This is a genomic window from Bradyrhizobium sp. SZCCHNS30572 (assembly GCF_032484415.1).
Lineage (GTDB): Bacteria > Pseudomonadota > Alphaproteobacteria > Rhizobiales > Xanthobacteraceae > Bradyrhizobium.
This window is the reverse complement of sequence record NZ_JAUESY010000002.1, coordinates 370,077-396,477: the sequence shown is the minus strand read 5'-3', so window position 1 is coordinate 396,477 and position 26,401 is coordinate 370,077. Positions and strand designations below refer to the sequence as shown.

Annotated in this window: 26 protein-coding genes; 2 read left to right on the top strand and 24 right to left on the bottom strand. The window is 65.3% G+C overall.

The window, feature by feature from the left end:
- Window positions 1–42: 42 nt before the first annotated feature.
- The 17 genes from QX048_RS06795 to pdhA all read right to left on the bottom strand — a co-directional run bounded on the left by QX048_RS06795 (window position 43) and on the right by pdhA (window position 17,640).
- Entirely contained in the window at window positions 43–744 is a 702-nt protein-coding gene (locus QX048_RS06795) for an ABC transporter ATP-binding protein (RefSeq protein ID WP_315827507.1), read from the bottom strand.
- Window positions 741–1,469, bottom strand: a complete 729-nt coding sequence (locus tag QX048_RS06790; RefSeq protein ID WP_315711676.1) for an ATP-binding cassette domain-containing protein — start codon at window positions 1,467–1,469, stop codon at window positions 741–743. The genes QX048_RS06795 and QX048_RS06790 overlap by 4 nt, the downstream gene beginning before the upstream one ends.
- Before the next feature lies 1 nt (window position 1,470).
- Window positions 1,471–2,526, bottom strand: a complete 1,056-nt coding sequence (locus QX048_RS06785) for a branched-chain amino acid ABC transporter permease (RefSeq protein ID WP_315827506.1) — start codon at window positions 2,524–2,526, stop codon at window positions 1,471–1,473.
- Entirely contained in the window at window positions 2,526–3,392 is an 867-nt protein-coding gene (locus QX048_RS06780; protein ID WP_315711674.1) for an ABC transporter permease subunit, read from the bottom strand. The genes QX048_RS06785 and QX048_RS06780 overlap by 1 nt, the downstream gene beginning before the upstream one ends.
- A gap of 66 nt (window positions 3,393–3,458) precedes the next feature.
- The gene (locus QX048_RS06775; RefSeq protein WP_315827505.1) at window positions 3,459–4,697 is read right to left on the bottom strand and encodes an ABC transporter substrate-binding protein; all 1,239 of its coding nucleotides are present in this window, start codon (window positions 4,695–4,697) and stop codon (window positions 3,459–3,461) included.
- 100 nt (window positions 4,698–4,797) lie between these two features.
- Entirely contained in the window at window positions 4,798–5,847 is a 1,050-nt protein-coding gene (locus QX048_RS06770) for a substrate-binding domain-containing protein (protein ID WP_315827504.1), read from the bottom strand.
- A 199-nt stretch (window positions 5,848–6,046) separates the two neighbouring features.
- Complete coding sequence (locus QX048_RS06765) at window positions 6,047–6,523, bottom strand: GNAT family N-acetyltransferase (RefSeq protein ID WP_315827503.1); 477 nt, start codon at window positions 6,521–6,523, stop codon at window positions 6,047–6,049.
- Window positions 6,524–6,570: 47 nt separating this feature from the next.
- On the bottom strand, window positions 6,571–7,287 hold the full coding sequence (locus QX048_RS06760) for a tetratricopeptide repeat protein (protein ID WP_409977886.1): 717 nt from the start codon (window positions 7,285–7,287) through the stop codon (window positions 6,571–6,573).
- A 103-nt stretch (window positions 7,288–7,390) separates the two neighbouring features.
- Window positions 7,391–9,115: a dihydroxy-acid dehydratase gene (gene ilvD / locus QX048_RS06755; protein WP_315827502.1), complete on the bottom strand. Its 1,725-nt coding sequence runs from the start codon at window positions 9,113–9,115 to the stop codon at window positions 7,391–7,393.
- A 236-nt stretch (window positions 9,116–9,351) separates the two neighbouring features.
- On the bottom strand, window positions 9,352–10,323 hold the full coding sequence (locus QX048_RS06750) for a tripartite tricarboxylate transporter substrate binding protein BugD (RefSeq protein WP_315827501.1): 972 nt from the start codon (window positions 10,321–10,323) through the stop codon (window positions 9,352–9,354).
- A gap of 90 nt (window positions 10,324–10,413) precedes the next feature.
- On the bottom strand, window positions 10,414–11,655 hold the full coding sequence (locus QX048_RS06745) for a threonine synthase (RefSeq protein ID WP_315827500.1): 1,242 nt from the start codon (window positions 11,653–11,655) through the stop codon (window positions 10,414–10,416).
- Between the two features lie 125 nt (window positions 11,656–11,780).
- Window positions 11,781–13,202 (bottom strand): dihydrolipoyl dehydrogenase, encoded by a 1,422-nt coding sequence (gene lpdA, locus QX048_RS06740; RefSeq protein WP_315827499.1) that lies wholly within the window; start codon window positions 13,200–13,202, stop codon window positions 11,781–11,783.
- 32 nt (window positions 13,203–13,234) lie between these two features.
- Window positions 13,235–13,471, bottom strand: a complete 237-nt coding sequence (locus QX048_RS06735) for a hypothetical protein (protein WP_315827498.1) — start codon at window positions 13,469–13,471, stop codon at window positions 13,235–13,237.
- Window positions 13,472–13,510: 39 nt separating this feature from the next.
- Complete coding sequence (locus tag QX048_RS06730; protein ID WP_315827497.1) at window positions 13,511–14,866, bottom strand: pyruvate dehydrogenase complex dihydrolipoamide acetyltransferase; 1,356 nt, start codon at window positions 14,864–14,866, stop codon at window positions 13,511–13,513.
- Between the two features lie 2 nt (window positions 14,867–14,868).
- Complete coding sequence (locus QX048_RS06725) at window positions 14,869–15,174, bottom strand: DUF5076 domain-containing protein (RefSeq protein ID WP_015666657.1); 306 nt, start codon at window positions 15,172–15,174, stop codon at window positions 14,869–14,871.
- Between the two features lie 18 nt (window positions 15,175–15,192).
- Window positions 15,193–16,587 carry a pyruvate dehydrogenase complex E1 component subunit beta gene (locus QX048_RS06720; protein WP_315827496.1) on the bottom strand — a complete coding sequence of 465 codons (1,395 nt, stop codon included), beginning with the start codon at window positions 16,585–16,587 and terminating at the stop codon, window positions 15,193–15,195.
- Between the two features lie 30 nt (window positions 16,588–16,617).
- Window positions 16,618–17,640, bottom strand: coding sequence for a pyruvate dehydrogenase (acetyl-transferring) E1 component subunit alpha (pdhA, locus tag QX048_RS06715; RefSeq protein WP_315711659.1), 1,023 nt, complete (start codon window positions 17,638–17,640; stop codon window positions 16,618–16,620).
- A 480-nt stretch (window positions 17,641–18,120) separates the two neighbouring features.
- On the opposite strand from pdhA, the gene QX048_RS06710 reads away from it, so the two are divergent.
- Window positions 18,121–19,800: a methyl-accepting chemotaxis protein gene (locus QX048_RS06710; protein WP_316200395.1), complete on the top strand. Its 1,680-nt coding sequence runs from the start codon at window positions 18,121–18,123 to the stop codon at window positions 19,798–19,800.
- A gap of 134 nt (window positions 19,801–19,934) precedes the next feature.
- Here the strand turns inward: QX048_RS06710 and QX048_RS06705 are convergent, their stop codons facing one another.
- Both QX048_RS06705 and QX048_RS06700 read right to left on the bottom strand, forming a co-directional pair.
- A complete protein-coding gene (locus QX048_RS06705; protein WP_316200394.1) occupies window positions 19,935–20,252 on the bottom strand; it encodes a septum formation initiator family protein in 318 nt (105 codons plus the stop codon).
- Window positions 20,253–20,330: 78 nt separating this feature from the next.
- A complete protein-coding gene (locus QX048_RS06700; RefSeq protein WP_316200393.1) occupies window positions 20,331–20,687 on the bottom strand; it encodes a GNAT family N-acetyltransferase in 357 nt (118 codons plus the stop codon).
- On the opposite strand from QX048_RS06700, the gene QX048_RS06695 reads away from it, so the two are divergent.
- Entirely contained in the window at window positions 20,662–20,985 is a 324-nt protein-coding gene (locus QX048_RS06695; RefSeq protein ID WP_316200392.1) for a hypothetical protein, read from the top strand. The genes QX048_RS06700 and QX048_RS06695 overlap by 26 nt on opposite strands.
- Before the next feature lie 83 nt (window positions 20,986–21,068).
- Here the strand turns inward: QX048_RS06695 and QX048_RS06690 are convergent, their stop codons facing one another.
- The 5 genes from QX048_RS06690 to QX048_RS06670 form a co-directional block, all read right to left on the bottom strand.
- A complete protein-coding gene (locus QX048_RS06690) occupies window positions 21,069–21,860 on the bottom strand; it encodes an aldolase (RefSeq protein ID WP_316165288.1) in 792 nt (263 codons plus the stop codon).
- Window positions 21,861–22,000: 140 nt separating this feature from the next.
- Window positions 22,001–22,558 carry an NADPH-dependent FMN reductase gene (locus QX048_RS06685; protein WP_315750948.1) on the bottom strand — a complete coding sequence of 186 codons (558 nt, stop codon included), beginning with the start codon at window positions 22,556–22,558 and terminating at the stop codon, window positions 22,001–22,003.
- Between the two features lie 148 nt (window positions 22,559–22,706).
- Window positions 22,707–23,876 carry a serine hydrolase gene (locus QX048_RS06680; protein ID WP_316200391.1) on the bottom strand — a complete coding sequence of 390 codons (1,170 nt, stop codon included), beginning with the start codon at window positions 23,874–23,876 and terminating at the stop codon, window positions 22,707–22,709.
- A gap of 247 nt (window positions 23,877–24,123) precedes the next feature.
- A complete protein-coding gene (locus tag QX048_RS06675) occupies window positions 24,124–25,119 on the bottom strand; it encodes an MBL fold metallo-hydrolase (RefSeq protein ID WP_316186344.1) in 996 nt (331 codons plus the stop codon).
- 119 nt (window positions 25,120–25,238) lie between these two features.
- On the bottom strand, window positions 25,239–26,381 hold the full coding sequence (locus tag QX048_RS06670; RefSeq protein WP_316200390.1) for a zinc-binding dehydrogenase: 1,143 nt from the start codon (window positions 26,379–26,381) through the stop codon (window positions 25,239–25,241).
- Between the last annotated feature and the right edge of the window lie 20 nt (window positions 26,382–26,401).

Below are 26,401 nucleotides of genomic sequence, written 5' to 3'. Positions count from 1 at the left end.
TTGTCAGTTCAATGGGCCGGCGCAGCTGCGCCGGTACGGGCTCTAGCTCGGGACCATCTGACCTTCCCGGGCCAGGAGAGTCTCACGGTCGAGTTCCTCGGTGATACGCCCCTTCTGGATGTGCAGGATGCGGTCCGATAACGACGTGATGAATTCGAGGTTCTGCTCGACCACGATCAAAGACATCTTCCAGCGCGACTTCAACGCCAGCAGCGTCTCGATGATCTCCTCGATGATCGACGGCTGGATGCCTTCGGTCGGTTCGTCCAACAGGATCAGCTTCGGCTTGGTGCACAGGCAGCGTGCCAGCGCCAGCAATTGCTGCTCGCCGCCGGACAGCGCGCCGCCGCGGCGGTCGAGCAGGCGGACCAGCCGCGGAAAATCCTGCAGCACAGCATCGATGACGCTACGGTCCTCCTTGGGAGCCGCGGCGAGCCCCATGCGCAGATTTTCCATGACCGAAAGGTCCGGAAAGATCTCCCGGCCCTGCGGCACCAGACCGATGCCGAGCCGCGAGCGCTCGTGCGGCTTGAGATGCGTGATGGCTCGGCCTGCGAACACCACCGAGCCGTCGGTGGTTGGCAGATGCCCCATCAGCGTGCGCAACGCCGTGGTCTTGCCCATGCCGTTATGGCCGAGGATGCCGAGATATTCGCCGTCGGCGACCGTCAGGTCCACGCCGAACAGGATCGGGATCCGGCCATAGCCGGACTTGAGCCCGTTGACTTCGAGAAGCGCACTCATGCCGCCACCTTCTTGCCGAGATAGACGTCGCGGACGCGCTGGTCGGCGAGCACCTTGTCCACGGTGTCCTCGACCAGCACGCGGCCCTGGTGGAACACCGTCACGCGCTTGGCGATCTGCTTGATGAACTCCATGTCGTGCTCGACGACCACGATCGCACGGGTCTGGTTGATCTCGCGGATGATCGCAGCGGTGTGGAAGGTCTCCTCGTCGGTCATCCCCGCGGCGGGCTCGTCGAGCAGGATCAGCTCGGGCTCGGCGGCGAGCACCATGCCGATCTCGACCCATTGGCGCTGGCCGTGCGACAGCGTCGCGACGATGCTGTCGGCGTAGTCGGTCAGCCGGATCATCTCGAGCACGGCATTGACCGCCGGGCCCTGCTGGCGCGGGGTCGCCTTGCGGCGCACCGCCATCCAGATGTTCTCGCGCACCGAGAGGCCGTTGAATACGTTCGGGACCTGGGTCTTGATGCCGATGCCCATGCGCGCGATCTCGTGCGACAGCTTGCCGGCGATCGGCATGCCGCGGAACGCGATGCTGCCCGACGTTGGCACCAGTTGTCCCGTCAGCGTCTTGAAGAACGTGCTCTTGCCGGCGCCGTTCGGGCCGATCAGGCAGCGCAACTCCATCTCCTGCAGGGTGAAGGTGATGTCGTCATTGGCGACGACGCCGCCGAAGCGCATCGTCAGGTGCTCGGCCTTGAGCAGAGGAACGAGGTCCGCCATGTCATTCGGCTCCTGCAGGATGCGGCGCCGCAGCGGATTGCACCGGTGGACCATTGGCTTTCGGCTTGGAGGCCGGCATCAGCCGCATCACGAGATCGCGGGCGGTCGGCACCATGCCCTTCGGCAGCAGCAGCACGAAGATCACCAGCACGCCGCCGAGCACGAGGTTGGAGTTCAACAGCTGCTGCGAGCCGATATAGGCGACGATGTATTCGATGACGACGCAGCCGATGATCGGCCCCAACAAGGTGCCGAGCCCGCCGACCGTGATCCAGATGATGATCTCCGCCGACAGCGACAGGCTGAAGATGGTCGGACTGACGAAGGCGCCCCAGTTGACGTAGAGCGCGCCGGCAAGCCCAGCGATCGCACCGCCGAGGATGAAGGTCAGGCACTTCACCAGCCGCGGGTCGTAGCCGAGCAGCGAGGCCCGCACCTCGTTCTCGCGCACCGCGACGATGATCCGACCCGCCGGTAGCGCCAGCAACAGGCGCAGCATCAGGAACACGCCGAGCAGCACATAGGCCGTGGTCCACCACGACTGCTCCGGCGACAGCACGGTCGACGGATCGAACGGCATGTTGAAGGTCGGCACCGCCGGCATGCCGTTGAAGCCGCCGAGCAGCGCCTTGCCGATCCTGTACGCATCGCCCGAGGTCGAGTTGACCGAGTTGAACAGGATCAGGGTCACCGTGAGCGTGATGACGCCGAGATAGACGTCGGAGATGCGGCCGAAGAAGATGAAATAGCCGAGGATCGCCGCGAACGTCGCCGGGACCGCGATGGCCACCAGGATCGCAGGCGTCGAGTCCTGGAAATTGATGGCCGCGATCGCATAGGCATAGCCGCCGAGCCCGAAGAACGCGGTCTGCCCGAACGACAGGATGCCGCCGAAGCCCCAGATGAAGGCGAGGCTGAGCGCCAGCACCGCCATTGCAGCGAACAGCGTCAGCTGCATCAGCGCGAACAGCTCGATCACGCTCGGCACGATCGCAATCGCTGCGATGGCAAGGACGATCGCGCCCACCTGGCCGGAAAGACGGAGGTGCTTGTCCATCACAGGTTCCCCTTGAAGAAGCGCCCGGAGATGCCCTGCGGCAGCAAGCGGATCAGCACGATCGCGGTGGTGAAGACGATCACCTCGCCATAGACCGGCGTGGTGAAATAGGCGCCGATCTGGTTGACCGAGCCGAACAGGCTCGCGGCCGAGAGCGTGCCGGAGAGGATCGCGGCGCCGCCGCCGACCACGGTCATGAACGCCTTGGCGACATAGGCGCCGCCCATCACGGGGGTGATGCCGGAGACCGGCGCCAGCAGGCCGCCGGCGAGGCCGGTCACCGCCGCACCGAGCGCGAACGTGCTCATGTAGACCCGAGCCGGGTTGACGCCGAGCGTCGCCGCCATCGCCGGATTCTGCATCGTGGCGCGCGCGACCAGGCCGAAGCGGGTGTAGCGCATCACGCCATAGATGATCGCCATCATGACCGCCGCCATCAATGCGAGGAACAACGTGTAATAGCTCGACTGATATGAGCCGATCGAGAAGCCGCCGAGCGGCGTCGGCACGCCCTGCTGGGTGTTGCCATAGATCGTCGTGATGATCCCGATGATCAAGAGGCTGAGGCCCCAGGTCGCAAGCATCGAATCGACGAGACGGCCATAGAGGAAGCGGATCAGGCAGCGCTCGATGACAAGGCCCACGATGCCGACGAACAAGGGCGCAATGATCAACATCGCGATCCAGATGTTCACACCGGCATTGGCGGAAATGACGGTCGCATAGGCGCCGAGCATGATGAACTCGCCATGGGCGAGATTGATGATCTTCATCATGCCGAAGATGATCGCCAGTCCCAGGCACAGCAGGAACAGCGACGAGATTCCATTGAGGACGTCGAGCGCGAGGATGACGTAGATCGCCATGCGGGGTCTTTCCAGGCAGTCCAGGAGACAACGGGTCCCGCCGATGCGGCGGGACCCGAAAGCGCGTCAGAGATTGATGATGTACTGCTTGGTATCGTTCGGGTTCTTGACGAGGTCGCAGACACTCGCGGTGTCCGCCGGCTTGGCATCGGTGTAGGTTTCCAGCACCGACCATTTGCGATCCTTGACTTCGGCCAGGAACGCGTTGCGGACGGTGTGATGGGTCGGCTTGTCCAGCGAGACCTTGCCGCTCGGACCATCGAAGACGAGGCCGCTTTCGAGCGCCTCGATCACCTTCATGCGGTCGATGCTGCCGGCCTTCTTGACGCCCTCGGCCCACAGCATCACGCCTTCATAGGTGCACGAGGCGAGCTCGCTGATGTAAGGCGAATCCGGATGCGCCTTCTTGATCTTCTCGACGAAGCTCTTGGAGGCCGGCGTGGTCAGCTCCTCGAAATAGCCGTAGGCGCCAATGACCCCATCGCTTTCCGCCGCGTCCAGCGTCGAGGGCTCGTTGACGAGCCCAAAGGTGGTCGAGGCGATCGGGATCTTCGATTTCATGCCGGCGGCGGTCCACTGCCGGTAGAATGCGGTGTGGTTGCCGCCGACCAGCGCCGACAGGATGAGGTCGGGCTTGGCCGCCTGGATCTTCGAGATGGTCGAGCCGAAATTGGTGACGTCGAGCGGGAAGAAGTCGGTCGAGAGGATCTCGCCGCCATTGTCCTTGCAGTACTTGGTCATCCACTTCGCGGTGATCTGACCGTAATTGTAGTCGGCGGCGATGATGTAGGCCTTCTTTCCCGCCTTCTTCATCGCGCTCGGCACCAGCTTCTCCACCGTCTGCGCAGGCGTCGTGCCGGTGCAGAAGGTGTTGCGGTCGCAGACGCCGCCTTCGTACAGCGTGTTGTAGAAGTACAGCACCTTGAAGCGGTCGAAGGTCGGCCGGATCGCCTCGCGCGAGGCCGAAGTGATGCCGCCGTGGACGACGTCGACCTTGTCCTTCACCGCGAGCTGCTGGGCGTATTGCGAGTACAGCTGGATGTTGGACTGGGTGTCGTAGTGGATCACCTTCAAGGGACGTCCGAGCAGGCCGCCGGCGGCGTTGATCTCCTCGACGGCGAGCTGCAGCGCATAGACCATCGGCGTGCCGGAGGTGCCGATCGGGCCCGACTGGTCATGCAGGCTGCCGACGGTGATCGGGTTCTCGGCCGCGAGCGCGCCTGAGCGGAACACCGCAGGTGCCGCGATCAAGGTCGACGTCGCGATGGCCGAGCGTTGCAGAAAACGACGGCGGGAAAAAGTCATCTGGGTCCCCATCGGTTGGTGATGCTGTTGCACAAGTCGCGCAAAGTTTAAAATTACAATAGTTGAAAAGGCAAGTGTTTTTTGGGGCGCACCTTGCGCGTCAGCGCGAGGCGACGACCGCGAAGTCGTAGCCGTCCAGCTCGGCGAGGTGGATCGGGTGCCGGCCGCCAACCACCGGCTGCGCCTCCGTGCCGCGCGCCGTGCGCCGCTGCAGCGTGCGCCCGAAGAAGCGCCTGAGAACGCGCGCATCGAAGCTCTCGGCGCGCTCGATCAGCGCGGCGAGCGCGTGAATGCCCTCGTAGCAGGACTCGCCATAGCCGTTCGCGGGCGGCGGGTTGTCGCCGAACGCCGTGTAGTAACGCTCCAGGAAGGCGCCGTTGTTGCGCGAGCGCAGCGATGCAAAGTAGCTGGAGGCGACGAAGACGTTCTCGGTCTCGCTGCTGTCGAGTCCATAGACGATGGTCTCGTCGAAGGCCGAGGAGAAGCGCAGAACGTGGCGGCTGAGCCCGGCGGCGCAGAAGGCGCGGCTGAAGGCGATGCAGTCGAAGCCGAGAAAGACCGGGAGAACGACATCGCTGCGCGTGGTCTTGATACGATCGAGCATCTCGTCGAAATCATGCACGCCGACCGGCACGTAGTGCTCTCCGGTGACGACGCCGCCGTATCGCGCGATCAGGCGCTTGGCGATGTCGAGCGAGGAACGCGGCCAGATGTAGTCGTTGCCGCACAGGAAGAAGCGCCGGGCGTGCTTGCACTCCGAGAGCCATTGGATCGCGGGTGCCAGCAATTCGCCGGCGGTCTCGCCCGTGGTCATCACATCGCTGTTCGCCGGCAGGCCCTCGAACTGGGGCGTGTAGACGAACGGCACGCGGCCGCGCGCGGCTTGCGCGACAGGATCGCGCGCGTAGCTCGGCAGCATGCCGACGAGGCCGTCGACGGCGAACTCGTCGACCGCTTCGACCGCGGCCCGACCCGCGCTGGCGGCGGTTGCGCCGGCGTCGATGACGATCAGCTCGACCTGTCGGCGGCGGATGCCGGCGGCCTGGTTCAGCTCGGTCACGGCCAGCCGCCCACAGGCTTCCGCGGAGGGTGCCCACAACCCCGCCGAGCCGCGCTGAGGAATGATCAGGCCGATCCGAACGCTGTGCAAACGTGCCGCCTCTGCTGTTGCAGAGGATTTGCACTCACGAATCGTGCCAAGCGCGTTTTGGCGTCATCGCGGTCGTTCGTGTACCAAAGTTCGCCGATTTTAGTTCTGGAACCTGACGCTGGTCAGAACATCGGCGCGCGGACGCCTATTCGTTAGGCATCCGCTGCCATGGCCTCGATGTGCCGCCGCGACCCGCGACTCACCGCACGGGACCAAGGGTTTTGCGCATCGGATAGGAGGCCGCGGTGCCGAACTTGCCGGCGGGCACGCCGACATCGACGTAGCCGCGGGCGAGATAGAATCGATGCGCGGTCTCGGTGCTCAACAAGGCGATCTCCCTTGCACCAAGCGCGAGCGCCCGCCGCTCCAGCTCGGCCACCAGCGCCGAGCTGATGCCGCGAAACCGGGCTTGCGGCGACACGTAGTTGACCGTGATCTCGCCGGGATGGGCGAGCCCGCCGACCGCGAGAATCGCACCATCCTCGACCGCGACCAGCAGTGAGCGCCCCTGCCCGTCCGCCCACTGCGCCACGTTCTGGGGTGTCTTGTTGGCCAGCCAGCGCGCCAGGATCTGCGGGTCGCCGCGGTGGTCGTCCCTGCACAATTCGGAAATCGAGGCCCGCAACACGGCGCAGGCCGCCTCGGCATCGTCAGCCGTCGCATCGCGGATGATCATCGCAGCCCCTCGCTCGAACGGAGGGAACGCGATGCATTCCGCTCCTGCTACTCGCGCTTGCCCTGCACCCAGCTCTCGAGCATCTGCAGCGCCGAGGCGCGGTCATCGTCCGAGGCCTTGGCGAAGGCGCGGTTGTAGCTCTCCTTGATCCAGGCTTCGTCCGGACCGGCGCTGTCGCGCGCCAGCGTGAGCCACATCAGTCCGCGCGCCGGCTGGCGCGGCAGCCGGTCGCCGTTGAACAGCATCTGACCAAGCAGCGCCTGGGCCTGGTGCTGGCCCTTCTGCGCGGCGAGGCCGAGCCAGCGCGCACCATAACGGAAGTCGTCGCGCGAGGCATCCGCGGTCTTCAGGTACATCCGCGCCAGGTCGTACTGGGCGTCCGCATTGCCGAAGTAGGACGCCGCATAGGAGAACATCTCCCGCGCGCGATCCGGATCGGCCTTGACCTTCGTGTTGGGGATGCCGCTCAGGTAATAGCGGCCGAGCGCGACGAAGGCATTGGCGACGATCTGCGCCTGCGGCGCCGACGGGCTGTCCTCCGCATGCGCATTGGCGATGCGGCTGAAATAGTCGAAGGCGCGCATGTCGTCGCGCGCAACGCCATCGCCCGCCGCATACATGCGGCCGAGCTTGAACTGCGCAATCGGGTGGCCTTCCTCCGCCGCGTATTGCAGCGCCGTCAGGGACTGCGTGGGTGAGGTCGAGGACGTCGTCGCGGGCAGCGCCTTGCGCAGCGCGCCGGCGCCAGCCTGCTGTCCAGCCACGGGGATCGCCGGCTCCTGGTTGACCGGAGCGCCATCGAACGCGAACGATGGCGTCGGCAACGCGAGCGGGGCAACCCCCAGCATCAATGCGAAAAGGATCCGATCAGATGTCCGCATAGCAATACTTCTCTTGCGCACCACCTGGATGGGTCACGGCGCCCGCCACGGCCGGCCCCACCTGCTGGGCATATTTCCAAAGTGCACCTGACGTGTGATGCGTCTCACGCGGCGTCCACTTGGTCTTGCGTGTCGCCAGCTCGGCATCGCTCAACTTCACGTTAAGGATGCCCGCCTCGGCGTCGATCTCGATGATGTCGCCATCCTCGACCAGCGCGATCGGTCCGCCGACCGCCGCCTCCGGTCCGATATGGCCGATGCAGAAGCCCCGGGTCGCGCCCGAGAACCGGCCGTCGGTGATCAGCGCGATCTTGCCGCCCATGCCCTGCCCGGTCAGCGCCGCCGTGGTCTGCAGCATTTCCCGCATGCCCGGACCGCCGCGCGGCCCCTCGTAGCGAATGACGATCACGTCGCCTTCGCGATAGGTGCGCTTCTGGACGGCGTCAAAGGCGTCCTCTTCCCGATCGAAGCAGCGGGCCGGCCCAGAGAATTTCAAGTTCGACATGCCCGCGACTTTCACGATCGCGCCCTCTGGCGCGAGATTGCCTTTCAGACCGACGACACCCCCGGTTGCAGTGATCGGCTTGTCAGCCGGCATCACCACGTCCTGGTGCGGATTCCACTTCACGCCTTTGAGGTTTTCGGCGATCGTCCGGCCGGTGACTGTGAGGCAGTCGCCGTTCAAATAGCCATGGTCGAGCAACGTCTTCATCAAGAGCGGAATGCCACCAGCCTCGAACATGTCTTTGGCGACATAGCGGCCACCCGGCTTCAAATCCGCGATATAAGGTGTCTTTTTGAAGATTTCGGCGACGTCGAATAAGTCGAACTTGATGCCGGCCTCGTGCGCAATCGCAGGTAGATGCAGCGCAGCATTGGTCGACCCGCCGGACGCCGCCACAACCGCAGCGGCATTCTCCAGGGATTTTCGCGTGACGATGTCGCGCGGGCGGATATTGGCGGCAATCAGCTCCATGACCTGTTCGCCGGCGGTCATGCAGAAGGCATCGCGGATTTCGTAAGGCGCCGGGGCCCCGGCCGAATAAGGCAGCGCCAGCCCGATCGCTTCGGACACCGTCGCCATCGTGTTGGCCGTGAATTGGGCGCCGCAGGCGCCAGCCGATGGGCAGGCGACGCGCTCGAGCTCGTCGAGGTCGTCGTCCGACATCGCACCCACCGAATGCTTGCCGACAGCCTCGAACATGTCCTGCACGGTGACCTGCTGGCCGCGGAAATTGCCGGGCAGGATCGAGCCGCCATAGATGAAGATCGAGGGCACGTTGAGCCGGACCATCGCCATCATCATGCCCGGCAGCGACTTGTCGCAGCCGGCGAGGCCGACGAGCGCATCGTAGGAATGGCCGCGAATCGTCAGCTCCACCGAATCGGCGATCGCCTCGCGCGACGGCAGCGACGAGCGCATGCCGTCATGGCCCATCGCGATGCCGTCGGTCACGGTGATGGTGCAGAATTCGCGCGGCGTGCCGCCGGCGTGGGCGACGCCCTTCTTCACCGCCTGGGCCTGCCGCATCAGCGCGATGTTGCAGGGCGCAGCCTCGTTCCAGCACGAGGCGACGCCGACGAAGGGCTGATGGATCTGCGCCGTGGTGAGGCCCATGGCGTAGAGGTAGGACCGATGCGGCGCACGCTCGGGCCCTTCCGTCACATGACGGCTGGGCAGCCTGCGCTTGATGTCGGTCTTCGCGTCCATCGCTGTTTTGGCCTCCCGGTGCTGCGGAGAACGCTCAAAATCCGGCAAGTGGATTTTCGGCAGCCTCACACGCACTGGTTATGTTCTGATCAAAGTATTTCACGACCAGGTGTGGCTAAAAAGCGGCGCGTTTGCGGAGCGCCGGAGATTGTTACCAAAACTTCGTAAACTGTGGCGACGTCGCAACATTCGTGGCCGATGCGCAACCATGTGCGATTGGGCGTGGCAGGGTGAGCCTACTCCGGCACCACCCCAGCGGCGCGGATCATCGGCCACCATTTGCGGATCTCGGCGCGCTGCAAGGTTCCAAGCGCGGCGGGGCTGCGCTGGTCGGCCGTCGGCATCTGCAACCCCAGGTTTTTCAATTGATTTTTCACATCCGGCTCGTCCAGCGCGGCCACCGCCGCCGCATTGAGGGTGTCGACGATCTCCTTGCTGGCGCCCTTCGGCAGCCAGAGGCCCGACCACAGGGTCATGTGGAAGCCCGGCAGGCCGGCCTCGTCGGTGGTCGGAATCTCCGGCGCGGACTCGAGCCGCTTGGCGTCGGTGACGGCGTAGGCGCGGATCGTCCCGGCACGAACCTGGTTGATGGCGTTGGAGGTCTGGTCGACGATCAGATCGATCTGGCCGGCGACCAGATCGTTCATCGCCGGTCCCGTGCCGCGATACGGCACATATTGCAGCCTGAGGCCGGTGATCTGCTCGAAATAGAGCCCCGCGATGTGGCTGCCGGAGCCATTGCCCGCGGTGCCGGCCGACACGGGATTCGGCTGCGACTTCACCCAGGCGAGAAACTCCGGCAGCGACTTCGCCGGGATGTTGTTCCTGCTGACGATGATCATCGGATTGCTCGGCAGCAGCACCACCGGCTCGAGATCGGCTTCGAGGTCATAGCCGAGCCGGTAGACGGCGCCGTTGGCGACATGGGTGCCGAGATGGCCGAAGCTCACGGTGTAGCCGTCGGGCTTCGAGCGGACGGCACGGCCCACGCCGATCGAACCGCCCGCCCCTGTCACGTTCTCGATCAGAACGGGCTGGCCGAGCGTCTGTCTCATGTGCTCGGCGAGGATGCGCATCATCGCATCCGATGGGCCGCCGGCAGCGAATGGCACGATCACGGTGATCGCGCGCGAGGGATAATTGTCGGCGCGCGCCGGCTGCATCAGCGCAAGACACACCAACAGCACGGCGCAAAGAGCTCGTCGCATCACGTCCTCCCTTGTGTCGCACGCACCGGCGGCAGACGCGAATGCGTCTGCGCCGGAGCATGTGCCCGAGGCCGCGGTGCTGGTTGTTAGTTAGAACTGCCCGAAGTCGATCGGCTGGTGACGATCGAGCGTGCGGGTGACCGGCGGCAGCGGATATTTAAGTCCTGTCGCGCAATTGAACAGCATGACGCGATCGTTTTTCGTTACGCGCCCGTCGGCCAGGCTCTGCTTGTAGGCGGCATAGGTCGCCGCGCCTTCCGGGCACAACAGCAGCCCCTGCTCGCGCGCGACCTCGCTGAGCGCAGATGAAATCTTCTCATCATCGACCGCGATGGCGAAACCTTTGCTCTCGCGCACCGCGCGCAGGATGAGAAAATCACCCACCGCTTGAGGCACGCGGATGCCGGACGCGATGGTGTGGGCGTCTTCCCACCGGGTCGCATGCTCGACGCCCTGCTCGAAGGCCCGCACCATCGGCGCGCAGCCCGACGCCTGCACCGCGACCATGCGCGGACGCTTGGAACCGATGAAGCCGATCTTCTCCAGTTCGTCGAACGCCTTCCACATGCCGATCAGGCCGGTGCCGCCGCCGGTCGGATAGAAGATCACGTCGGGCACGTCCCAGCCGAGCTGCTCGGCAAGCTCCAGGCCCATCGTCTTCTTGCCCTCGATGCGATACGGCTCCTTCAGCGTCGAGGTATCGAACCAGCCGACCTTGGCCTTGCCCTCGCCGACGATCTTGCCGCAATCGTCGATCAGTCCGTTGACGCGGTAGACGGTCGCGCCCTGCAGCTCGATCTCGCTGACGTTCACCTCCGGCGTATCGGCCGGACAGAAGATCGTGGTCTTGATGCCGCAGGAGGTCGCATAGGCCGCGAGCGCAGCACCGGCATTGCCGTTGGTCGGCATCGCCATGTGCTTGATGCCGAGCGCCTTGCCCATCGACACTGCCATCACGAGGCCGCGCGCCTTGAACGAGCCGGTCGGCAGCCGGCCCTCATCCTTGACGATGATCTCGCCGCCGCCGAGCTTCTTCGACAGCTTGGGCAGGCTGATCAGCGGTGTCATGACCTCGCCGAGGCTGACGATGTCCCGGCATTTGCGCACCGGCAGCAGCTCGCGATAGCGCCACATGTCGGCCGGACGCTGCGCCAGCGCGTCCTTCGTGAGCGCCCGCTTCACGCCCGCGAGATCGTAGCGCACCAAGAGCGGCTTGCCGGCCTTGGAGAGGTTGTGGACCTGATCCGCCGGATAGTGATCGCCTTCCATCGCGCATTCGAGATGGGTGACGAAGGTCGGACGTTCGATGGTGAGATTGTCGCTGGATTTCACGGCAGTGACTTTCTGGCTGCTGTCGTCATTGCCGGGCTTGACCCGGCAATCCATCCGCTTCGCAGAGTTTCCCGAAGCGCGATGGATGCGCGGGTCAAGCCCGCGCATGACGAGCGGGGACGGAGCTACATGTTCAGCACGCGGCCGTAGGCGTCGAGCACGGCTTCCTTCATCATCTCCGACAGGGTCGGATGCGGGAAGACCGTGTGCATCAGCTCTTCCTCTGTCGTCTCGAGGTTCATCGCCACGACATAGCCCTGGATCAGCTCGGTGACCTCGGCGCCGACCATGTGGGCGCCGATCAGTTGTCCGGTCTTCTTGTCGAAGATCACCTTGACCAGGCCCTGGTCCTCGCCGAGCGCAATTGCCTTGCCGTTGCCGACGAAGGGGAAGCGGCCGACTCTGACGTCGCGGCCCTGCTCCTTGGCCTTGGCCTCGGTGAGGCCGACGGAGGCGACCTGCGGATGGCAATAGGTGCAGCCCGGAATGAGGTTCTTGTCCATCGGGTGCGGATGCAGGCCCTTGATGGCCTCGACGCAGACCACGCCCTCATGCTCGGCCTTGTGCGCGAGCATCGGGGGACCGGCGACGTCGCCGATCGCGTAGACGCCGGGGACGTTGGTCTTGCCGTAGCCGTCGATGACGATGCAGCCGCGATCGGTCTTCACCCCGAGCTTCTCGAGGCCAAGATTCTCGATGTTGCCGACAACGCCGACCGCCGAGATCACGCGATCGAACTCGACCGACTCGGTCTTGCCCTTGCCGTCGTCGATCGTCGCCACCACGCTGTCGCTCTTCTTGTCGAGCTTGGTGACCTTGGCGCCGGTCATGATCTTGAGGCCCTGCTTCTCCAGCTGCTTGCGCGCGAGGCCGGCGATCTCGGCGTCCTCGACGGGCAGGATCTGCGGCAGCACCTCGACCACGGTGACGTCAGAGCCCATGGTGCGGAAGAACGAGGCGAATTCGATGCCGATCGCGCCAGAGCCGACCACCAACAGCGACTTCGGCATCTTGTCAGGAACCATCGCCTCGAAATAGGTCCAGACCAGCTTCTTGTCCGGCTCGAGCCCCGGCAGCACGCGCGGCCGCGCGCCGGTGGCAACGATGATGTGCTTCGCCTGATAGGTCCCCTCGCCCAGCGCGCCCTTGGGCGCCTCGACGTCGGATTTGGTCACCGTGATCTTGCCGGGCGCGTCGATCGCAGCCTTGCCCCAGATCACCTGGACCTTGTTCTTCTTCATCAGGAAGCCGACGCCGTCATTGAGGCGCTTCGAGACGCCGCGCGAGCGCTGCACAACCGCCTTCGGATCGTAGGAGATCTTCTCCGCCGACAGGCCATAGTCCTTAGCATGCTGCATGTAGTGATAGATCTCGGCCGAGCGCAGGAGCGCCTTGGTCGGGATGCAGCCCCAGTTCAGGCAGATGCCGCCGAGATAGGACTTCTCGATGATCGCGGTCTTGAAGCCGAGCTGGGCGGCGCGGATCGCGGCGACGTAGCCGCCCGGGCCGGACCCGATGATGATGATGTCGAAGGATGTGTCGGCCATGACGGCTCCCATTCAACTTAAGCAGTCGGAAATCAGACGGTGGGGCTGCGGACGGAGCGTCGCCAGATCATGGCTCGCATGACGGCTTCCAGGAGCATCAGCAGGGTGCAGATAGCGAATCCGGCGAGCGCGATCGGCGCCCAGATGCCGCGCGACAGCGCCTCGCCGGAGAAGAAGGCAGAATAGATGACGTCGATCCCGAGCGGATTGGCAAACAGCGCGGCGCTCACCAGCGCCGTGATCCAGGGCCACCGCGTTCTGATGCGCATGCGTTGGCCCCGTTTGCCATCCCGCTCCGGAAAGCAAGATCACACCATCATCATCACGGGATTCTCGATCAGCTGCTTGAAGGCGCCGATCAGCTCGGCGCCGAGCGCGCCGTCGATCGCGCGGTGATCGCACGACAGGGTCACGCTCATCATGCTCGCGATCTCGATCTTGCCGTTGCGCACCACGGGGCGTTCTTCCGAGGTGCCAACCGCGAGGATCGTCGCATGCGGCGGATTGATCACGGCGGTGAAGTGGTTGATGCCGTACATGCCGAGGTTGGAGACGGCCGTGGTGCCGCCCTGATATTCCTCCGGCTTCAGCTTGCGCGAGCGGGCGCGCGCGGCAAAGTCCTTCATCTCGCTGGAGATCGCCGATAGCGTCTTGGTCTCGGCCTTGCGGATGATCGGCGTGATCAGTCCGCCGGGCATTGCGACGGCGACACCGACGTCGGAATGCTTGTGCTTGACCATGCCGCCTTCGGTCCAGCTGACGTTGCAGTTCGGGATCTTCTGCAGCGCCACCGCCATCGCCTTGATGACGAAATCGTTCACGCTGAGCTTGTAGAGCGGCTTCTTCTCCTTGTCCTTGGGAGCCGCCGCATTGATCTCCTCGCGCGCAGCCAGGAGCTTGCCGATGTCGCAGTCGATCGTGAGATAGAAGTGCGGGACGTTCTGCACCGACGCCGTCAGGCGCTGCGCGATGGTGCGGCGCATGCCGTCGTGCGGGATGACCTCGTAGGAGCCGGGCTCGAACAGCGCCAGGATCTGCTTGTCCGACATCGACGGCGCCAGCGCCGGCGCGCCTGCCGCGGCGGGAGCCGCCGACGGCGCGGCCTTCAGGCCCTTGCCGGACTTCGCCTCTTCCACGTCACGCGCGACGACGCGACCATGCGGGCCGGTGCCGGTGATGCGGCCGAGATCGATGCCGGCATCCTTGGCGAGACGGCGCGCCAATGGCGACGAGAAGATGCGCGCATGGCCGTTGACCTGAGGGGCCGCCGCAGGCGCGGCTGGCGCAGGAGCCGTAGCCGGCTTCGGCGCGGGCGCCGCGGCCGGTGCAGCTGTCGCAGCGGGAGCCGCCGAGGCGATGGGCTTGGCCTCGGGCTTGGGAGCGGCCGCCGCCGGCGCGCTGCCGGCCGCCTTGACGTCCTCGCCCTCGCCGGCGAGCACCGCGATCACGTCGTTCACGGGCACGTCCTGCGTGCCTTCCGGCACAAGGATCTTGGCGAGGGTGCCTTCGTCGACCGCCTCGACTTCCATCGTGGCCTTGTCGGTCTCGATCTCGGCGATGACCTCGCCTGACTTGACCTGGTCGCCTTCCTTCTTGAGCCAACGGGCGAGGTTGCCCTTCTCCATCGTCGGCGACAGCGCGGGCATGAGAATGTTGATCGGCATGATCAGTGACCTTGTTTCGACCTGGGGCTGGTGGTGCCCGTATCGGTCGGCCGAGCCAGCTCGGCTTCGAACATCTCGACGATGCGCTGCAGCGCCTCGTCTTCGGAATAATCGCTCTCGCGCGCATAGGCGCGCGCAGCATGACGGGCGACGTCGACCAGGAGCAGCCCCCACACGTCGGGCTCCTCGAACGCGCGCTGGAAGGCGATCGAGAGCCCGCCATCGAGCACGAAGGCGCGCAACACTTCGGTGGCGTCCTCGCGGCCGATTACATCGGGCGGCAGCGGCTGCTCCTTGGGTCCGGCCATCTGGGCGTCCTCGACGGCTTACCGGTAGCAGACGGATTTGGCGGCCTGAACGACCTCCGCGGCCGAGGGCAGCGCGAGCTTCTCGAGATTCGCCGCATACGGCATCGGCACGTCCTTGCCGGACACGCGCGCGACTGGGGCATCGAGATAGTCGAAGGCGTGCTCCATGATGCGCGCGGCGATCTCGGCGCCGACGCCGCTCTGCTGCCAGCCCTCCTCCACCGTCACCGCGCGGCCGGTCTTCTTGACCGAGGCGACGATGGTCTCGGTGTCCATCGGACGCAGCGTGCGCAGGTCGATCACCTCGGCCTCGATGCCCTCCTTGGCAAGCTCATCGGCGGCCTTCAGCGCGTAGGTCATGCCGTTCGACCACGAGATGATGGTGACGTCCTTGCCGCTGCGGGCGATGCGCGCCTTGCCGATCGGGATCACATAGTCGTCGAGCTTCGGCACTTCGCCGGAGTGGCCGTAGAGCACCTCGTTCTCGAGAAAGATCACCGGGTTCGGATCGCGGATCGCGGCCTTCAGCAGGCCCTTGGCGTCCGCCGCGGAGTACGGCGCGATCACCTTGAGGCCGGGAACGTGAGAGTACCAGGACGCGTAGTCCTGGCTATGCTGCGCGGCAACGCGGGCGGCGGCGCCGTTCGGACCACGGAACACGATCGAGCAGCCCATCTGGCCACCGGACATATAGAGTGTCTTCGCCGCGGAGTTGATGATCTGGTCCATCGCCTGCATGGCGAAGTTGAAGGTCATGAACTCGACGATCGGCTTCAGGCCGGCCATCGCCGCACCGACGCCGATGCCGGCGAAGCCGTGCTCGGTGATCGGCGTGTCCATCACGCGGCGGGCGCCGAACTCCTGCAGCAGGCCCTGGGTGACCTTGTAGGCGCCCTGATATTCGGCGACCTCCTCGCCCATGATGAAGACGTCGCCGTCTCGGCGCATCTCCTCGGCCATGGCGTCGCGCAGCGCCTCGCGGATGGTTTGCGTCACCATCTCGGTGCCCGCTGGCACCTCGGGATCGGGCTCGGCCACGCTCTGCGGCGCAGCCACGCCGGTCGGCGCAGGCGATGCCGACACCGAAGCAGCCGGCTCGGCCGGCGGCGCCGACTGCGCGGCTTTCATCTCGGCAGCGGGTGCCGCCTTGCCGAGATCGGCCACGCTCTCGCCATCCGCGAGGATGGTCGCAATCGGCGTATTGACCGCGACGTCGGCGGTGCCTTCGGGGATCAGGATCTTGCCGAGCGTGCCCTCGTCGGTCGCCTCGACCTCCATCGTGGCCTTGTCGGTCTCGATCTCGGCGATCACGTCACCCGACTTGATCGCCTCACCTTCCTTCTTCAGCCATTTGGCGAGATTGCCCTTTTCCATCGTGGGCGACAGCGCAGGCATCAAAACTTGAATAGGCATATCAGCTCCAGAGAAACAGCTTGCGCGCGCTCAGCGGTAAACGTCGGTGTAGAGCTCGGCGACATCGGGCTCGGGATCGGCCTGCGCGAAATCGGCGGCCTCGTTGACGATCTTGCGCACGTCGGCATCGATCGTCTTGAGATCCTGCTCGCTGACCTTGGCCGCCAGCAGGCGGTTGCGCACCTGCTCGATCGGATCCTGGTCGTGACGGACCTTCTCCACCTCCTCGCGGGTGCGATACTTCGCCGGGTCCGACATCGAGTGGCCGCGATAGCGGTAGGTCTGCATTTCCAGAATGTACGGGCCCTTGCCCTCGCGGCACCAGGCAACGGCCTTCTCGCCCGCAGCCTTCACGGCGCGGACGTCCATGCCGTCGACCTGCTCGCCCGGGATGTTGAAGGAGATGCCGCGCTTGGAGAAGTCGGTCTGCGCCGAGGCGCGCGACACCGCCGTGCCCATCGCATAGCGGTTGTTCTCGATGACGTAGATCACCGGCAGCTTCCAGAGCTCCGCCATGTTGAAGCTCTCATAGACCTGCCCCTGGTTGGCCGCGCCATCGCCGAAATAGGCGACGCTGACCGAGTCGTTGCCGCGGTAGCGGTTGGCGAGCGCAAGGCCGGTGCCGAGCGAGACCTGGGCGCCGACGATGCCGTGGCCGCCGAAGAAGTTCTTCTCCATGCTGAACATGTGCATGGAGCCGCCCTTGCCCTTGGAGTATCCACCGCGGCGCCCGGTGAGCTCGGCCATCACGCCCTTGGCGTCCATGCCGGTGGCCAGCATGTGGCCGTGATCGCGATAGCCGGTGATGACCTGATCGCCCGGCTTCAGCGCCATCTGCATGCCGACCACGACGGCTTCCTGGCCGATGTAAAGATGGCAGAAGCCGCCGATCGCACCCATGCCATAAAGCTGACCGGCCTTTTCCTCAAAGCGGCGGATCAGCAGCATGTCGCGGAGCGCAGCCAATTCCTGTTCTCTGGTGAATTCCGGCGGCGGGCCGTTGTCTCTGTCCTGCCCTTGTTCCTTTGCGGCGGTCTTCTTCGGTGCGGCCATGGCAATTCCGGATGAGAGAAAAAGTAGCTCTCTCTAGCTCAACTCCAGGAGACGTAAAAGGACCGCGTGGCGCGTCCGAAGGCTTTGGCGTGCCGCGCTGCAATGCACACGAAATATTGCAAATACAATTCCACCATTTTTGGAATCCGACCGCAGGCCGCTACAAAAAAGAGCAGCCATCTCAGCGGATGGGACGCGTGAGGCCAAGCCGGCGACGCCCTCGACGACACCCTCATCGTTGGGATCTCGACGACGCCGACAGCGACCAAAAAACCCGACATATCGAACATCGGCATAACGGATATTCCGACCGAGCAGCGGCAGGGGGTCTCCGTGTTCCTACGGGCCTTCGAATCAATCAATTCTAAACCCTCCGCAGCGCACAATTTTTCCGAATTCATCAACGAAATCAAACAACTCAACGAAAATCCCTGGCTGCCTGGACTGTCCGGCTGCCTGGGCCCTCTGACAGGAACGAACATGGTTCTCACCATCCCTCGCCGCTTTGCGGTTCTGGTCGCGTTATCCATCGGCGTCTGTATCGTCGCCGTGGTCAGCCAGCTGCTGGCCACCCGAACAGCCCTGGTCGAAGAGCGTAAGGCCGCAGTCGTCGGACAGGTGCAATCTGCCGTGTCGATCGTGAAGGGCTTTGCCGATGCGGCGGCGAAGGGGGCCCTGACCGCGGACGAGGCGCAGAACCGCGCCAAGGCCGTGCTCCGCGGCATTCGGTTCGGCAAGAACGACTACATCTTCGTCTACCAGCCGGACGGCGTGAACCTCGTGCTTGGCCCGAAGCCGGATTGGGAGGGCAAGGGTCTGCTCAACGAAAAGGACGCCAATGGTCTGCCCTTCGTACGCGAGTTGATCGCGGCTTCGACCCAGCCTGGTGGCGGCTTCGTCAGCTATATGTTCGCGCGCGCCGGCAGCAGCGTCCCGGTGGCGAAGCTCGGCTACACCATGAAGGCCGATCCGTGGAACTGGGTTGTGGGCACAGGCGTGTATGTCGACGATCTCGACGAGGCGTTCTACGCCTCCGTCAAGGTGACGCTGATGTGGGCCGTCGGACTGATCGCCCTGCTGTGCATTGCGACCCTGATGATCGCGCGCGGCCTGGTCCGGCCGCTGCAAGCGATCACCCGGACGATGACCGAGCTTGCGAACGGGAATCTCGCTGTGCAGATCCCGAACTCGGAACGGCGCGACGAGGTCGGCGAGATGGCCCGTGCCGTCGAGGTGTTCAAGGTCAATGCCGTCGCCCGCCAGCGGCTCGAGGCCGAGCAGAACGAGCTGGAGGCACGCCAGGCCGAGCAGCGCAAGATCGATACGATGCGCCTTGCGAACGATTTCGAGACAGCGGTCGGCCAGATCATCGAGACGGTGTCGTCGGCCGCGACCGATCTGGAGTCATCGGCCCAGTCGCTCAGCGCAACGGCCGAGCGCTCGAAGGGTCTTGCCACCGTCGTAGCCGGCGCCTCAGGCGCCGCCTCCAACAACGTCCAGTCGGTCGCCGCCGCCACCGAGGAAATGTCCTCCTCCGTGAACGAGATCAGCCGACAGGTGCAGCAGTCTTCGGCGATCGCCAGTGAAGCCGTTGAGCAGGCCCGCAAGACCAATGAACGCGTGGGCGAATTGTCGCAAGCGGCGGCTCGCATCGGCGACGTGGTGGAGCTCATCAACACCATCGCCGGCCAGACCAACCTGCTGGCCTTGAACGCCACCATCGAGGCGGCGCGGGCGGGTGAAGCTGGCCGCGGCTTCGCCGTTGTCGCCTCGGAGGTCAAGGCGCTCGCCGAGCAGACTGCCAAGGCGACGGGAGAGATCAGCCAGCAGATTGGCGCCATCCAGACCGCCACTCAGCATTCGGTGACCGCCATCAAGGAAATCGGCGACACGATCGGCCGGATGTCGGAAATCGCCGCCACCATCGCAGCCGCTGTCGAAGAACAGGGCGCCGCAACCCAGGAAATCTCGCGCAACATCCAGCAAGCCGCCAGCGGTACGAAAGAGGTCTCCGCGAATGTTGCCGACGTCCAGCGCGAAGCAACCGAGACGGGGACGGCTTCGTCCCAGGTGCTCAACGCTGTGCAGTCACTGTCCCAGGACAGCAACCGCCTGAAGGCCGAGGTCCACAAGTTCCTCGCCACCGTGCGGGCCGCATAAGGGGCAGCCCATCAGCGATCGTCGAAGGCCCGCGCGCAGCGCGGGTCTTCCTCGTCATGGGCTTGTCGTGCCTGCGTTCGTTACGCAGACGCGAGGCGCGTCTCACAACGGATGCATCGCGGAGACCGGCTCGCTCAGTTCGGCCGATTGATCCGGATCAGATCACGCGAGTTAGCGTAGCCGAGCTGGAAGCGGGCGCGCTCATCGAGCATGTCGGGATCGACCCGGTCGGAGCGCAGCAGCGACACGCGCTTCTCACCCTCCGCCCGCTCCTGCTTCAGCCGGGCGAGCTCGGAGGTGAGCGCAATGATCTCCTGGTCGAGCTCCTGACGCGCGGTCAGGCCGTAGCGGCCGGTATAGGCGTTGATGCCGAAATAGCCGATGATGGCGGCCGCCATCGTGTAGAGGGCGAGCCCGGTCAGGAACGATTTGAGCCGCGCGCGGGAGACCATGGCCGGAAGATGGGGCGCCTTGGTTAAGGATCTGCTAATCTACGCCGCGCGGCTTCGTTCCGAAGGTCCCATCACGCGTCACTGGCTGACGGATTGCCGAAGCACCGTGAAACACAAGGTGGCTCGCGACACGAAGCCGAGACGCTCATACAGCGCGATCGCGGCATGATTGTCGTCTATGACGTGGAGAAACGGCGTCTCGCCCCTGCCCCTGATGGCCGTCATCAGGACCGTGACGAGCCTCTGGGCATAGCCAAGGCCGCGATAGTCCGGATGGACACAGACTGCGCTGATTTCCGTGAACCCGTCGAGGCGCATGCGCTCCCCGGCCATGGCCGCCAGTCGCTCCCCGTCGCGAATGCCGATGTAGCGGCCCAGCTCGCGGGTCCTGGCCAGGAACGGACCGGGCTTGGTCAGCGCAGTCAGTTCCAGCATCGCCGGGAATGTCGCGCTCGTCCAGCACCTCGACCGCGGCATCCCCCACGGGATCGACCGCCCCGACGGCAACCATCTGGCGGACGCTGGCTCTGAGCCGGGCGTCAAGGCCACGCACATCGCCCGGGGGTGCAGGGGTCACGATCGCAACGACATCCTCGTTGGCAAGGTCGGCGAGTTCAGACCACGCAGCATCGCTGTCGTCCGACATGGCGGCAAATGGCGCAATCGCCGCCGGATAGCGACGAGCATGCGCGGCGCCCTCCGCAAGCGCTCGGTGCCCGGTGGTCAGGGCTGACCAGACGGGGCGATCCAGCGCTGCGTGCTGCTCGGCAGAAAGCTCCAATTTGGACATCGAACCAGCCTCCAGACGATCCGTCCTCAGCTCCGGTAGACCGGCTCTTCGAGGTCGAGCATGCGCTTGACGGCCTCGAGGTGCAACCGAGCCGATTCCGCATCTCCTTCGCGCATCTGGCGATAGGCGGCCTCGGCGATCTCGGGCGCGACCGGCACCACCTTGCGGCCGGTCGACAGCGCCAGGCACTGCACCTGGCAGGCGCGCTCAAGGTAGTAGAGATCGTCCCAGGCTTCGGCGATGGTCGGCGCCAGAACCATGACGCCATGATGCTTCATGAAGACGATGTCGGCATCACCGACAGCCCCGGCGATGCGATCCCCCTCCCGCGCGTCGAGCGCCAGCCCGTTGTAGTTCGCGTCGACCGCGGTTCGCCCATAGAATTTCAGCGCCGTCTGCCCGGCGAAGATCAGCGGGTCGCCTTCGGTCATCGACAGCGCGGTGGCGTAGGGCATGTGGGTGTGGAACGCGACCTTGGCGCGCGGCAGCGCCTTGTGGATGCGGGCGTGGATGTAGAAGGCGGTCGCCTCCGGGCGGCCGTCGCCGGCAACGACGTTGCCGTCGAAGTCGCACACCAGGAGCTTCGAGGCCGTCAGTTCGCGGAACGCATAGCCGTAGGGATTGACGATGAAGAGGTCGTCATAGCCGGGGACCAGCGCCGAGAAGTGGTTGCAGATGCCCTCTTCGAACCCGTGCCGCGCCGCCATCCGGAAACAGGCCGCGAGGTCGATCCGCGTCTGCCAGACGGCCTCCGAGTCGAGATCCGGCTGGTTCGGGCCGGGCCTCGACGACGACGCGGGTGTGAACGAATGGGCCATCATCTGTCCTTGGCAACGCGTATCCTTGCGCAAGTCCGGCATCGCCTTGAAACGGATCGGGCAAGGCGCGTCAACGCCCGCATCATACCCGTCATGCAGTTGCCGACCGCCGCAGGTGGACGCGGCGGCGGCGAACGCGATCAGCCGTTCTGCTTGGCCACGAAGGTGGCGAATGCATCCAGATATTGCTGCAACACCGTCTTGAGCGAATCCTTGACCAGCTCGCCCTGGGCGTCGAAGGCGTCGCCGACGCCATTCAGGTAGATTTCCGGCTGCCCCATGACCGGGCCCGAGATCCCAGGCATGATGTTCTGCAGATGCTTGGCCGCCGCCACGCCACCGAGCGGGCCCGGCGAATTGGAGATGAGGCCGACCGGCTTGCCCAGGAACGAACTCTGCCCATAGGGACGCGAGGCGACGTCGATCGCATTCTTGAGCACGCCGGGAATCGAGCGGTTGTATTCCGGCGTCAGGATCAGCACGCCGTTCGAGGCCTTCAGCTTCTCCCGCAGGGCGAGCCAGTCGGCCGGCGGATTGGCTTCGAGATCCTGGTTGAAGAACGACAGGCCGTTGAGCGTGGTCACGTCGATCTTCAGGCTGGCCGGCGCCAGCTTGGCGAGCGCATTGGCGATCTTCAGGGTGAAGCTCTCCTTGCGGAGACTGCCGACGAGGGCGACGATCGAATAAGGTGCGGGCATGGGGAGTCCTTTGAGGAGCGGGGTGTGGAGCGCACTTAAGGCGCGCGAGCAGGAACATGCAAGTGCATGGACCATCCTCACGCGAAACACTGCGTTTCATCGCAAGCAACGCCCGAGTGTTCCCGCCCCCTTGCCCGCGTCGTGGAGCTCAGCCCGTCGCCTTGAGACAGCGCGTGAATTCCGCCACCGCCTGATGTGTGAGCCAGATCGCCTGCCCGTCGACCGGCTGCGCCCATGACGAGACCTTGGCGATCACGATGCCGTTGGCGGCATCGACGAACAGGTTCTGGCCGTGAATGCCCATCGCGAACATCAGCTGCGGCGCGTCGTTTGTGACGTACCAGCCGCTGCGATAGTGCATGTTGCGGCTGATCGCGGCAAAACTGTCGCGCCATTGGCCGTCGCGCCAGGCCTGCACATCGCCATTGTGCCTGATGTCGTCGATCCAACCTTCGGGAATGATCGTGTGAGAGCCCCGCCGCCCGCCTGACAGCACGAGCTGGCCGAGCCGGGCGACGTCGCGCAAGGTGGCACAGAAGCCGCCGGTGCAGCGCGGCGCGCCGTTGCGGTCGAGGGTGATGAAGGCCTCGCCGCTCGCCCCCATCGGCTTCCACAGCAGGCTGCCGGCGAGGCTCGCGAAGCTGCGGCCGGTGGCGCGCTCGATCGCCCATCCCAGCAGATCGGTGTTGGACGAGACGTAGCTGAAGGCGCCGCCATGCGGCGCCGCCTGAGCGCGCATCGTCGCAAAGAAATCGTGCAGGTTCGGCGTCGTGCCCGGCGCGACCGGCTCCCAGCCCGCGGCGTCGGCATAGGCCTGCAGGCCGGCACCATCGAACACGACGCCCGCACGCATGTCGAGCAGCTGCCGGATCGTGGCGCCGCGATAGGCCGTGGCGGCCACTTCCGGCACATAGCGCGTGACCTCGGCGTCGACATCGAGCTCGCCGCGGCCGGCCAGGATGCCGACGATGAGGCCGGTGATCGACTTGGTCGCCGACATCAGGATGTGCGGCGTGTCGCGGTCGGTGCCGCCGTCATACATTTCGAAGACGATGCGGCCGTCCTGCAGGATCAGGAGCCCGTCGGTCGCCGTCGCCTTCAGGAAACCGTCGAGATCGAGCGTGCCGCCCTTGGGCAGCCGCACGCTGAAATCGTCGAACGACACGAGGCTCGCCGGCAGCGTCCAGGCGCTGCCGGGCGCGCTCTCGATGTCGGCGACCGGCAGGATCGCGCGGATGTTGTGAAAGGCCCAGCGGCTGAACGGCGCAGTGCGCCAGTTGGAGAGATCGGCGTTGGAGGGAGAGGGATCGGTCGACATACGAATCCTGCGGGATTTCCGAGGTGCTCGACATAGGGGTTCGCAACAGGCGCGGAAAGCCCGACATTTCGCATATGCAAAAACGCTCAGGCCGCCCGAAGGCGGCCCCCTCTCTCCTCCGTCATTGCGAGCGAAGCGAAGCAATCCAGGGCTCGGTTGGGAGTCTGGATTGCTTCGTCGCGGAGCCTGTCCTCGGGCTCGCCGGAGGCGAGACCCGGGGGCTCCTCGCAATGACGCTAACCGATATTCAGATCACCGGATTCCACGGCGCCGGAATCAGCCGGTACTTGGCGCCGTCCTTCTCGACATAGCCCACTGAAGGGAACGAGAAGTGGAAGCCGATCACCTTGGCCTTCTCGGCGGCGGCCATGTCGTAGAACCTGTGCCGCGTGGCCTGCGCCATCTCGGCATCGGTGTCGAACATCACGTGCCAGTCGGGGTTGCGTAGGAACAGCTCGGGAACGTTGGTGACGTCGGCCTGGATCAAGACCCTGGCGTTGCCGGACGCGACCGCGAACGAGGTGTGTCCCGGCGTGTGACCGGGCGTGCCGAGCGCGGTGATGCCGGGCGCGACCTCCTTGTCCCACTCGTACTGAGTGACATTGCTCTCGAGCCCGCCGAACACCTTCTTGAAGTTGGCGAAGTTGCCCTTCATCAAGTCGGTCTGCGCTTTGGCGGCGTTCTCGTCGCTATTCCAGAACGCCCACTCCTTGGCCGGCACCTTCAGCTCGGCGTTCGGGAACGCCAGCGAGCCGTCCGCGAGCTTGAGGCCGTTGATGTGGTCCCCATGCATGTGGGAGAGCACGACGACGTCGATGCTCTTCGGATCGACGCCGGCGGCAGCGAGGTTCTGCAGCGTGCGGCCAACCGCGCCCTTGCTGGCCTCGAAGGCGCCAGCGCCGTTGCCGGTGTCGATCAGGACCAGCTTGGAGCCGGTGTTGATCAGCTGCGGATTGAAGGGGATCGTGATCATGCCCTTCGGCATGTAGGCGCTTTCGGCAGCCGCGAGCGCGTCGTCCTTCGCCGTGTTGACGACGAACGTGTCGGGCATCGGGAAGGTGCGCGCGCCGTCATTGACGGAGGTGCATTCATAGTCGCCGACCTTGTAGCGATAGAAGCCGGGCGCCTGCGCGCCGGCGGGTGCAACCGCTGCGCGTGCCCGTCCGGCCAGCGGCGGCAAAGCGGTTGCAGCCCCGGCGAGGGCCGCACCGGCCAGAAATCGACGGCGATCCAATCGGGTCATGACAAATCTCTCCTCAGTGCTCCATGCGGCTGACACCGCCCCCAGACAAACGGGGCGGATTGTCTCCGCATGCGGGCCAAACGCAAGCCCGTCAGCAACGTCCGAGGAGCGACGTTAGGTCACTTCTCTTTGTTGGGGTCGATGAGGAATTTTTCGCCGGTGGCCCGTTTGGCGTACACGGCAAGGTTGGCCGGATCGAGCGCCTCGGACAAGGAAACGACCTTGGTGTAGTGGCTCGCAAAGGTCGTCTTCAGCTCGTCGACGACGCGCTGGCGCAGCCGCTCGGTATCCGCCTTGCCGATCTTCATCAGGAACGGAAACAGCAGCCAGCCGCCGACGCTCCAGGTCATGCCGAAGCCGCGCGTGATCTCGGTCGGGCGCGTGTCGAGGCTACCGTAGATGTAGACCTGCTTGTGCACGTTCGAGCCGTAGCGGCTGTAGGGATGCTTGCCGGACTTGTTGATCGCAGCTTCCATCGCGTTGAGGATCTGGCCGGCGAGCTTGCCGCCGCCGATCGCATCGAAGGCGATGGTCGCGCCGGTCTCGACCAGCGCCGCGATCAGGTCGTCCATGAAAGTCGGCGCCGTCGAATCCACGATGTATTTCGCGCCGATGCCGCGCAACAGCTCGGCCTGATCAGCGCTGCGCACGATGTTGACGAGCGGGATGCCGTCCTTGAGGCAGATCTTGTTGAGCATCTGCCCGAGATTGGAGGCGGCCGCGGTATGCACCAGCGCGGTATGGCCCTCGCGCCGCATCGTCTCGGTCATGCCGAGCGAGGTCAGCGGATTGACGAAGCAGGAGGCGCCCTCGGCCGGCGTGGTGCCGGCCGGCAGCGGCAGGCATTCGGAGAGCTTCAGGCAGCGATACTGGCTATACATCGCGCCGCCGATGGCCGCGACCGTGCGGCCCATCAGCGCCTTGGCGGCATCCGAGGAGCCGGTCTTGACCACCACGCCCGCGCCCTCGTTGCCTACGGCCAGGGACTCGTCGAGCCGGCCGGCCATCGCCCGCATCCCCGCCTCCGGCACCTTGGCGGTGATCACGGGCCGCTCCTTGGTGCCGGACGCCTGCAGGGTCGACAGATCGGCCGCGCCGACGAGGAGGCCGAGATCGGACGGATTGATCGGCGCCGCCTCGATGCGCACCACCACCTCGTCCGGCCCCGGCTCAGGGGTCGGCACGTCGACCAGCGAGAGCTCGAGCTCGCCGCTGCGCCTGATCAACGTCCGCAGTTGCAGGCCCTGTGTCTCGACACCCATGCGCGCCTCCCTTTTTTCTT

Bases quoted from the DNA above. Each gene is read 5' to 3' on its own strand.
- QX048_RS06705 (WP_316200394.1), bottom strand. From the start codon at position 20,252: ATGGTCTCCCGCGCGCGGCTCAAATCGTTCCTGACCGGGCTCGCCCTC.
- pdhA (WP_315711659.1), bottom strand. From the start codon at position 17,640: ATGGCCGCACCGAAGAAGACCGCCGCAAAGGAACAAGGGCAGGACAGA.
- QX048_RS06680 (WP_316200391.1), bottom strand. From the start codon at position 23,876: ATGTCGACCGATCCCTCTCCCTCCAACGCCGATCTCTCCAACTGGCGC.
- ilvD (WP_315827502.1), bottom strand. From the start codon at position 9,115: ATGGACGCGAAGACCGACATCAAGCGCAGGCTGCCCAGCCGTCATGTG.
- QX048_RS06735 (WP_315827498.1), bottom strand. From the start codon at position 13,471: ATGCGCATCAGAACGCGGTGGCCCTGGATCACGGCGCTGGTGAGCGCC.
- QX048_RS06780 (WP_315711674.1), bottom strand. From the start codon at position 3,392: ATGGCGATCTACGTCATCCTCGCGCTCGACGTCCTCAATGGAATCTCG.
- QX048_RS06765 (WP_315827503.1), bottom strand. From the start codon at position 6,523: ATGATCATCCGCGATGCGACGGCTGACGATGCCGAGGCGGCCTGCGCC.
- QX048_RS06775 (WP_315827505.1), bottom strand. From the start codon at position 4,697: ATGACTTTTTCCCGCCGTCGTTTTCTGCAACGCTCGGCCATCGCGACG.
- QX048_RS06730 (WP_315827497.1), bottom strand. From the start codon at position 14,866: ATGCCGATCAACATTCTCATGCCCGCGCTGTCGCCGACGATGGAGAAG.
- QX048_RS06700 (WP_316200393.1), bottom strand. From the start codon at position 20,687: ATGCTGGAACTGACTGCGCTGACCAAGCCCGGTCCGTTCCTGGCCAGG.
- QX048_RS06690 (WP_316165288.1), bottom strand. From the start codon at position 21,860: ATGGCCCATTCGTTCACACCCGCGTCGTCGTCGAGGCCCGGCCCGAAC.
- QX048_RS06670 (WP_316200390.1), bottom strand. From the start codon at position 26,381: ATGGGTGTCGAGACACAGGGCCTGCAACTGCGGACGTTGATCAGGCGC.
- QX048_RS06685 (WP_315750948.1), bottom strand. From the start codon at position 22,558: ATGCCCGCACCTTATTCGATCGTCGCCCTCGTCGGCAGTCTCCGCAAG.
- QX048_RS06795 (WP_315827507.1), bottom strand. From the start codon at position 744: ATGAGTGCGCTTCTCGAAGTCAACGGGCTCAAGTCCGGCTATGGCCGG.
- QX048_RS06720 (WP_315827496.1), bottom strand. From the start codon at position 16,587: ATGCCTATTCAAGTTTTGATGCCTGCGCTGTCGCCCACGATGGAAAAG.
- QX048_RS06725 (WP_015666657.1), bottom strand. From the start codon at position 15,174: ATGGCCGGACCCAAGGAGCAGCCGCTGCCGCCCGATGTAATCGGCCGC.
- lpdA (WP_315827499.1), bottom strand. From the start codon at position 13,202: ATGGCCGACACATCCTTCGACATCATCATCATCGGGTCCGGCCCGGGC.
- QX048_RS06750 (WP_315827501.1), bottom strand. From the start codon at position 10,323: ATGCGACGAGCTCTTTGCGCCGTGCTGTTGGTGTGTCTTGCGCTGATG.
- QX048_RS06785 (WP_315827506.1), bottom strand. From the start codon at position 2,526: ATGGACAAGCACCTCCGTCTTTCCGGCCAGGTGGGCGCGATCGTCCTT.
- QX048_RS06675 (WP_316186344.1), bottom strand. From the start codon at position 25,119: ATGACCCGATTGGATCGCCGTCGATTTCTGGCCGGTGCGGCCCTCGCC.
- QX048_RS06790 (WP_315711676.1), bottom strand. From the start codon at position 1,469: ATGGCGGACCTCGTTCCTCTGCTCAAGGCCGAGCACCTGACGATGCGC.
- QX048_RS06710 (WP_316200395.1), top strand. From the start codon at position 18,121: ATGGTTCTCACCATCCCTCGCCGCTTTGCGGTTCTGGTCGCGTTATCC.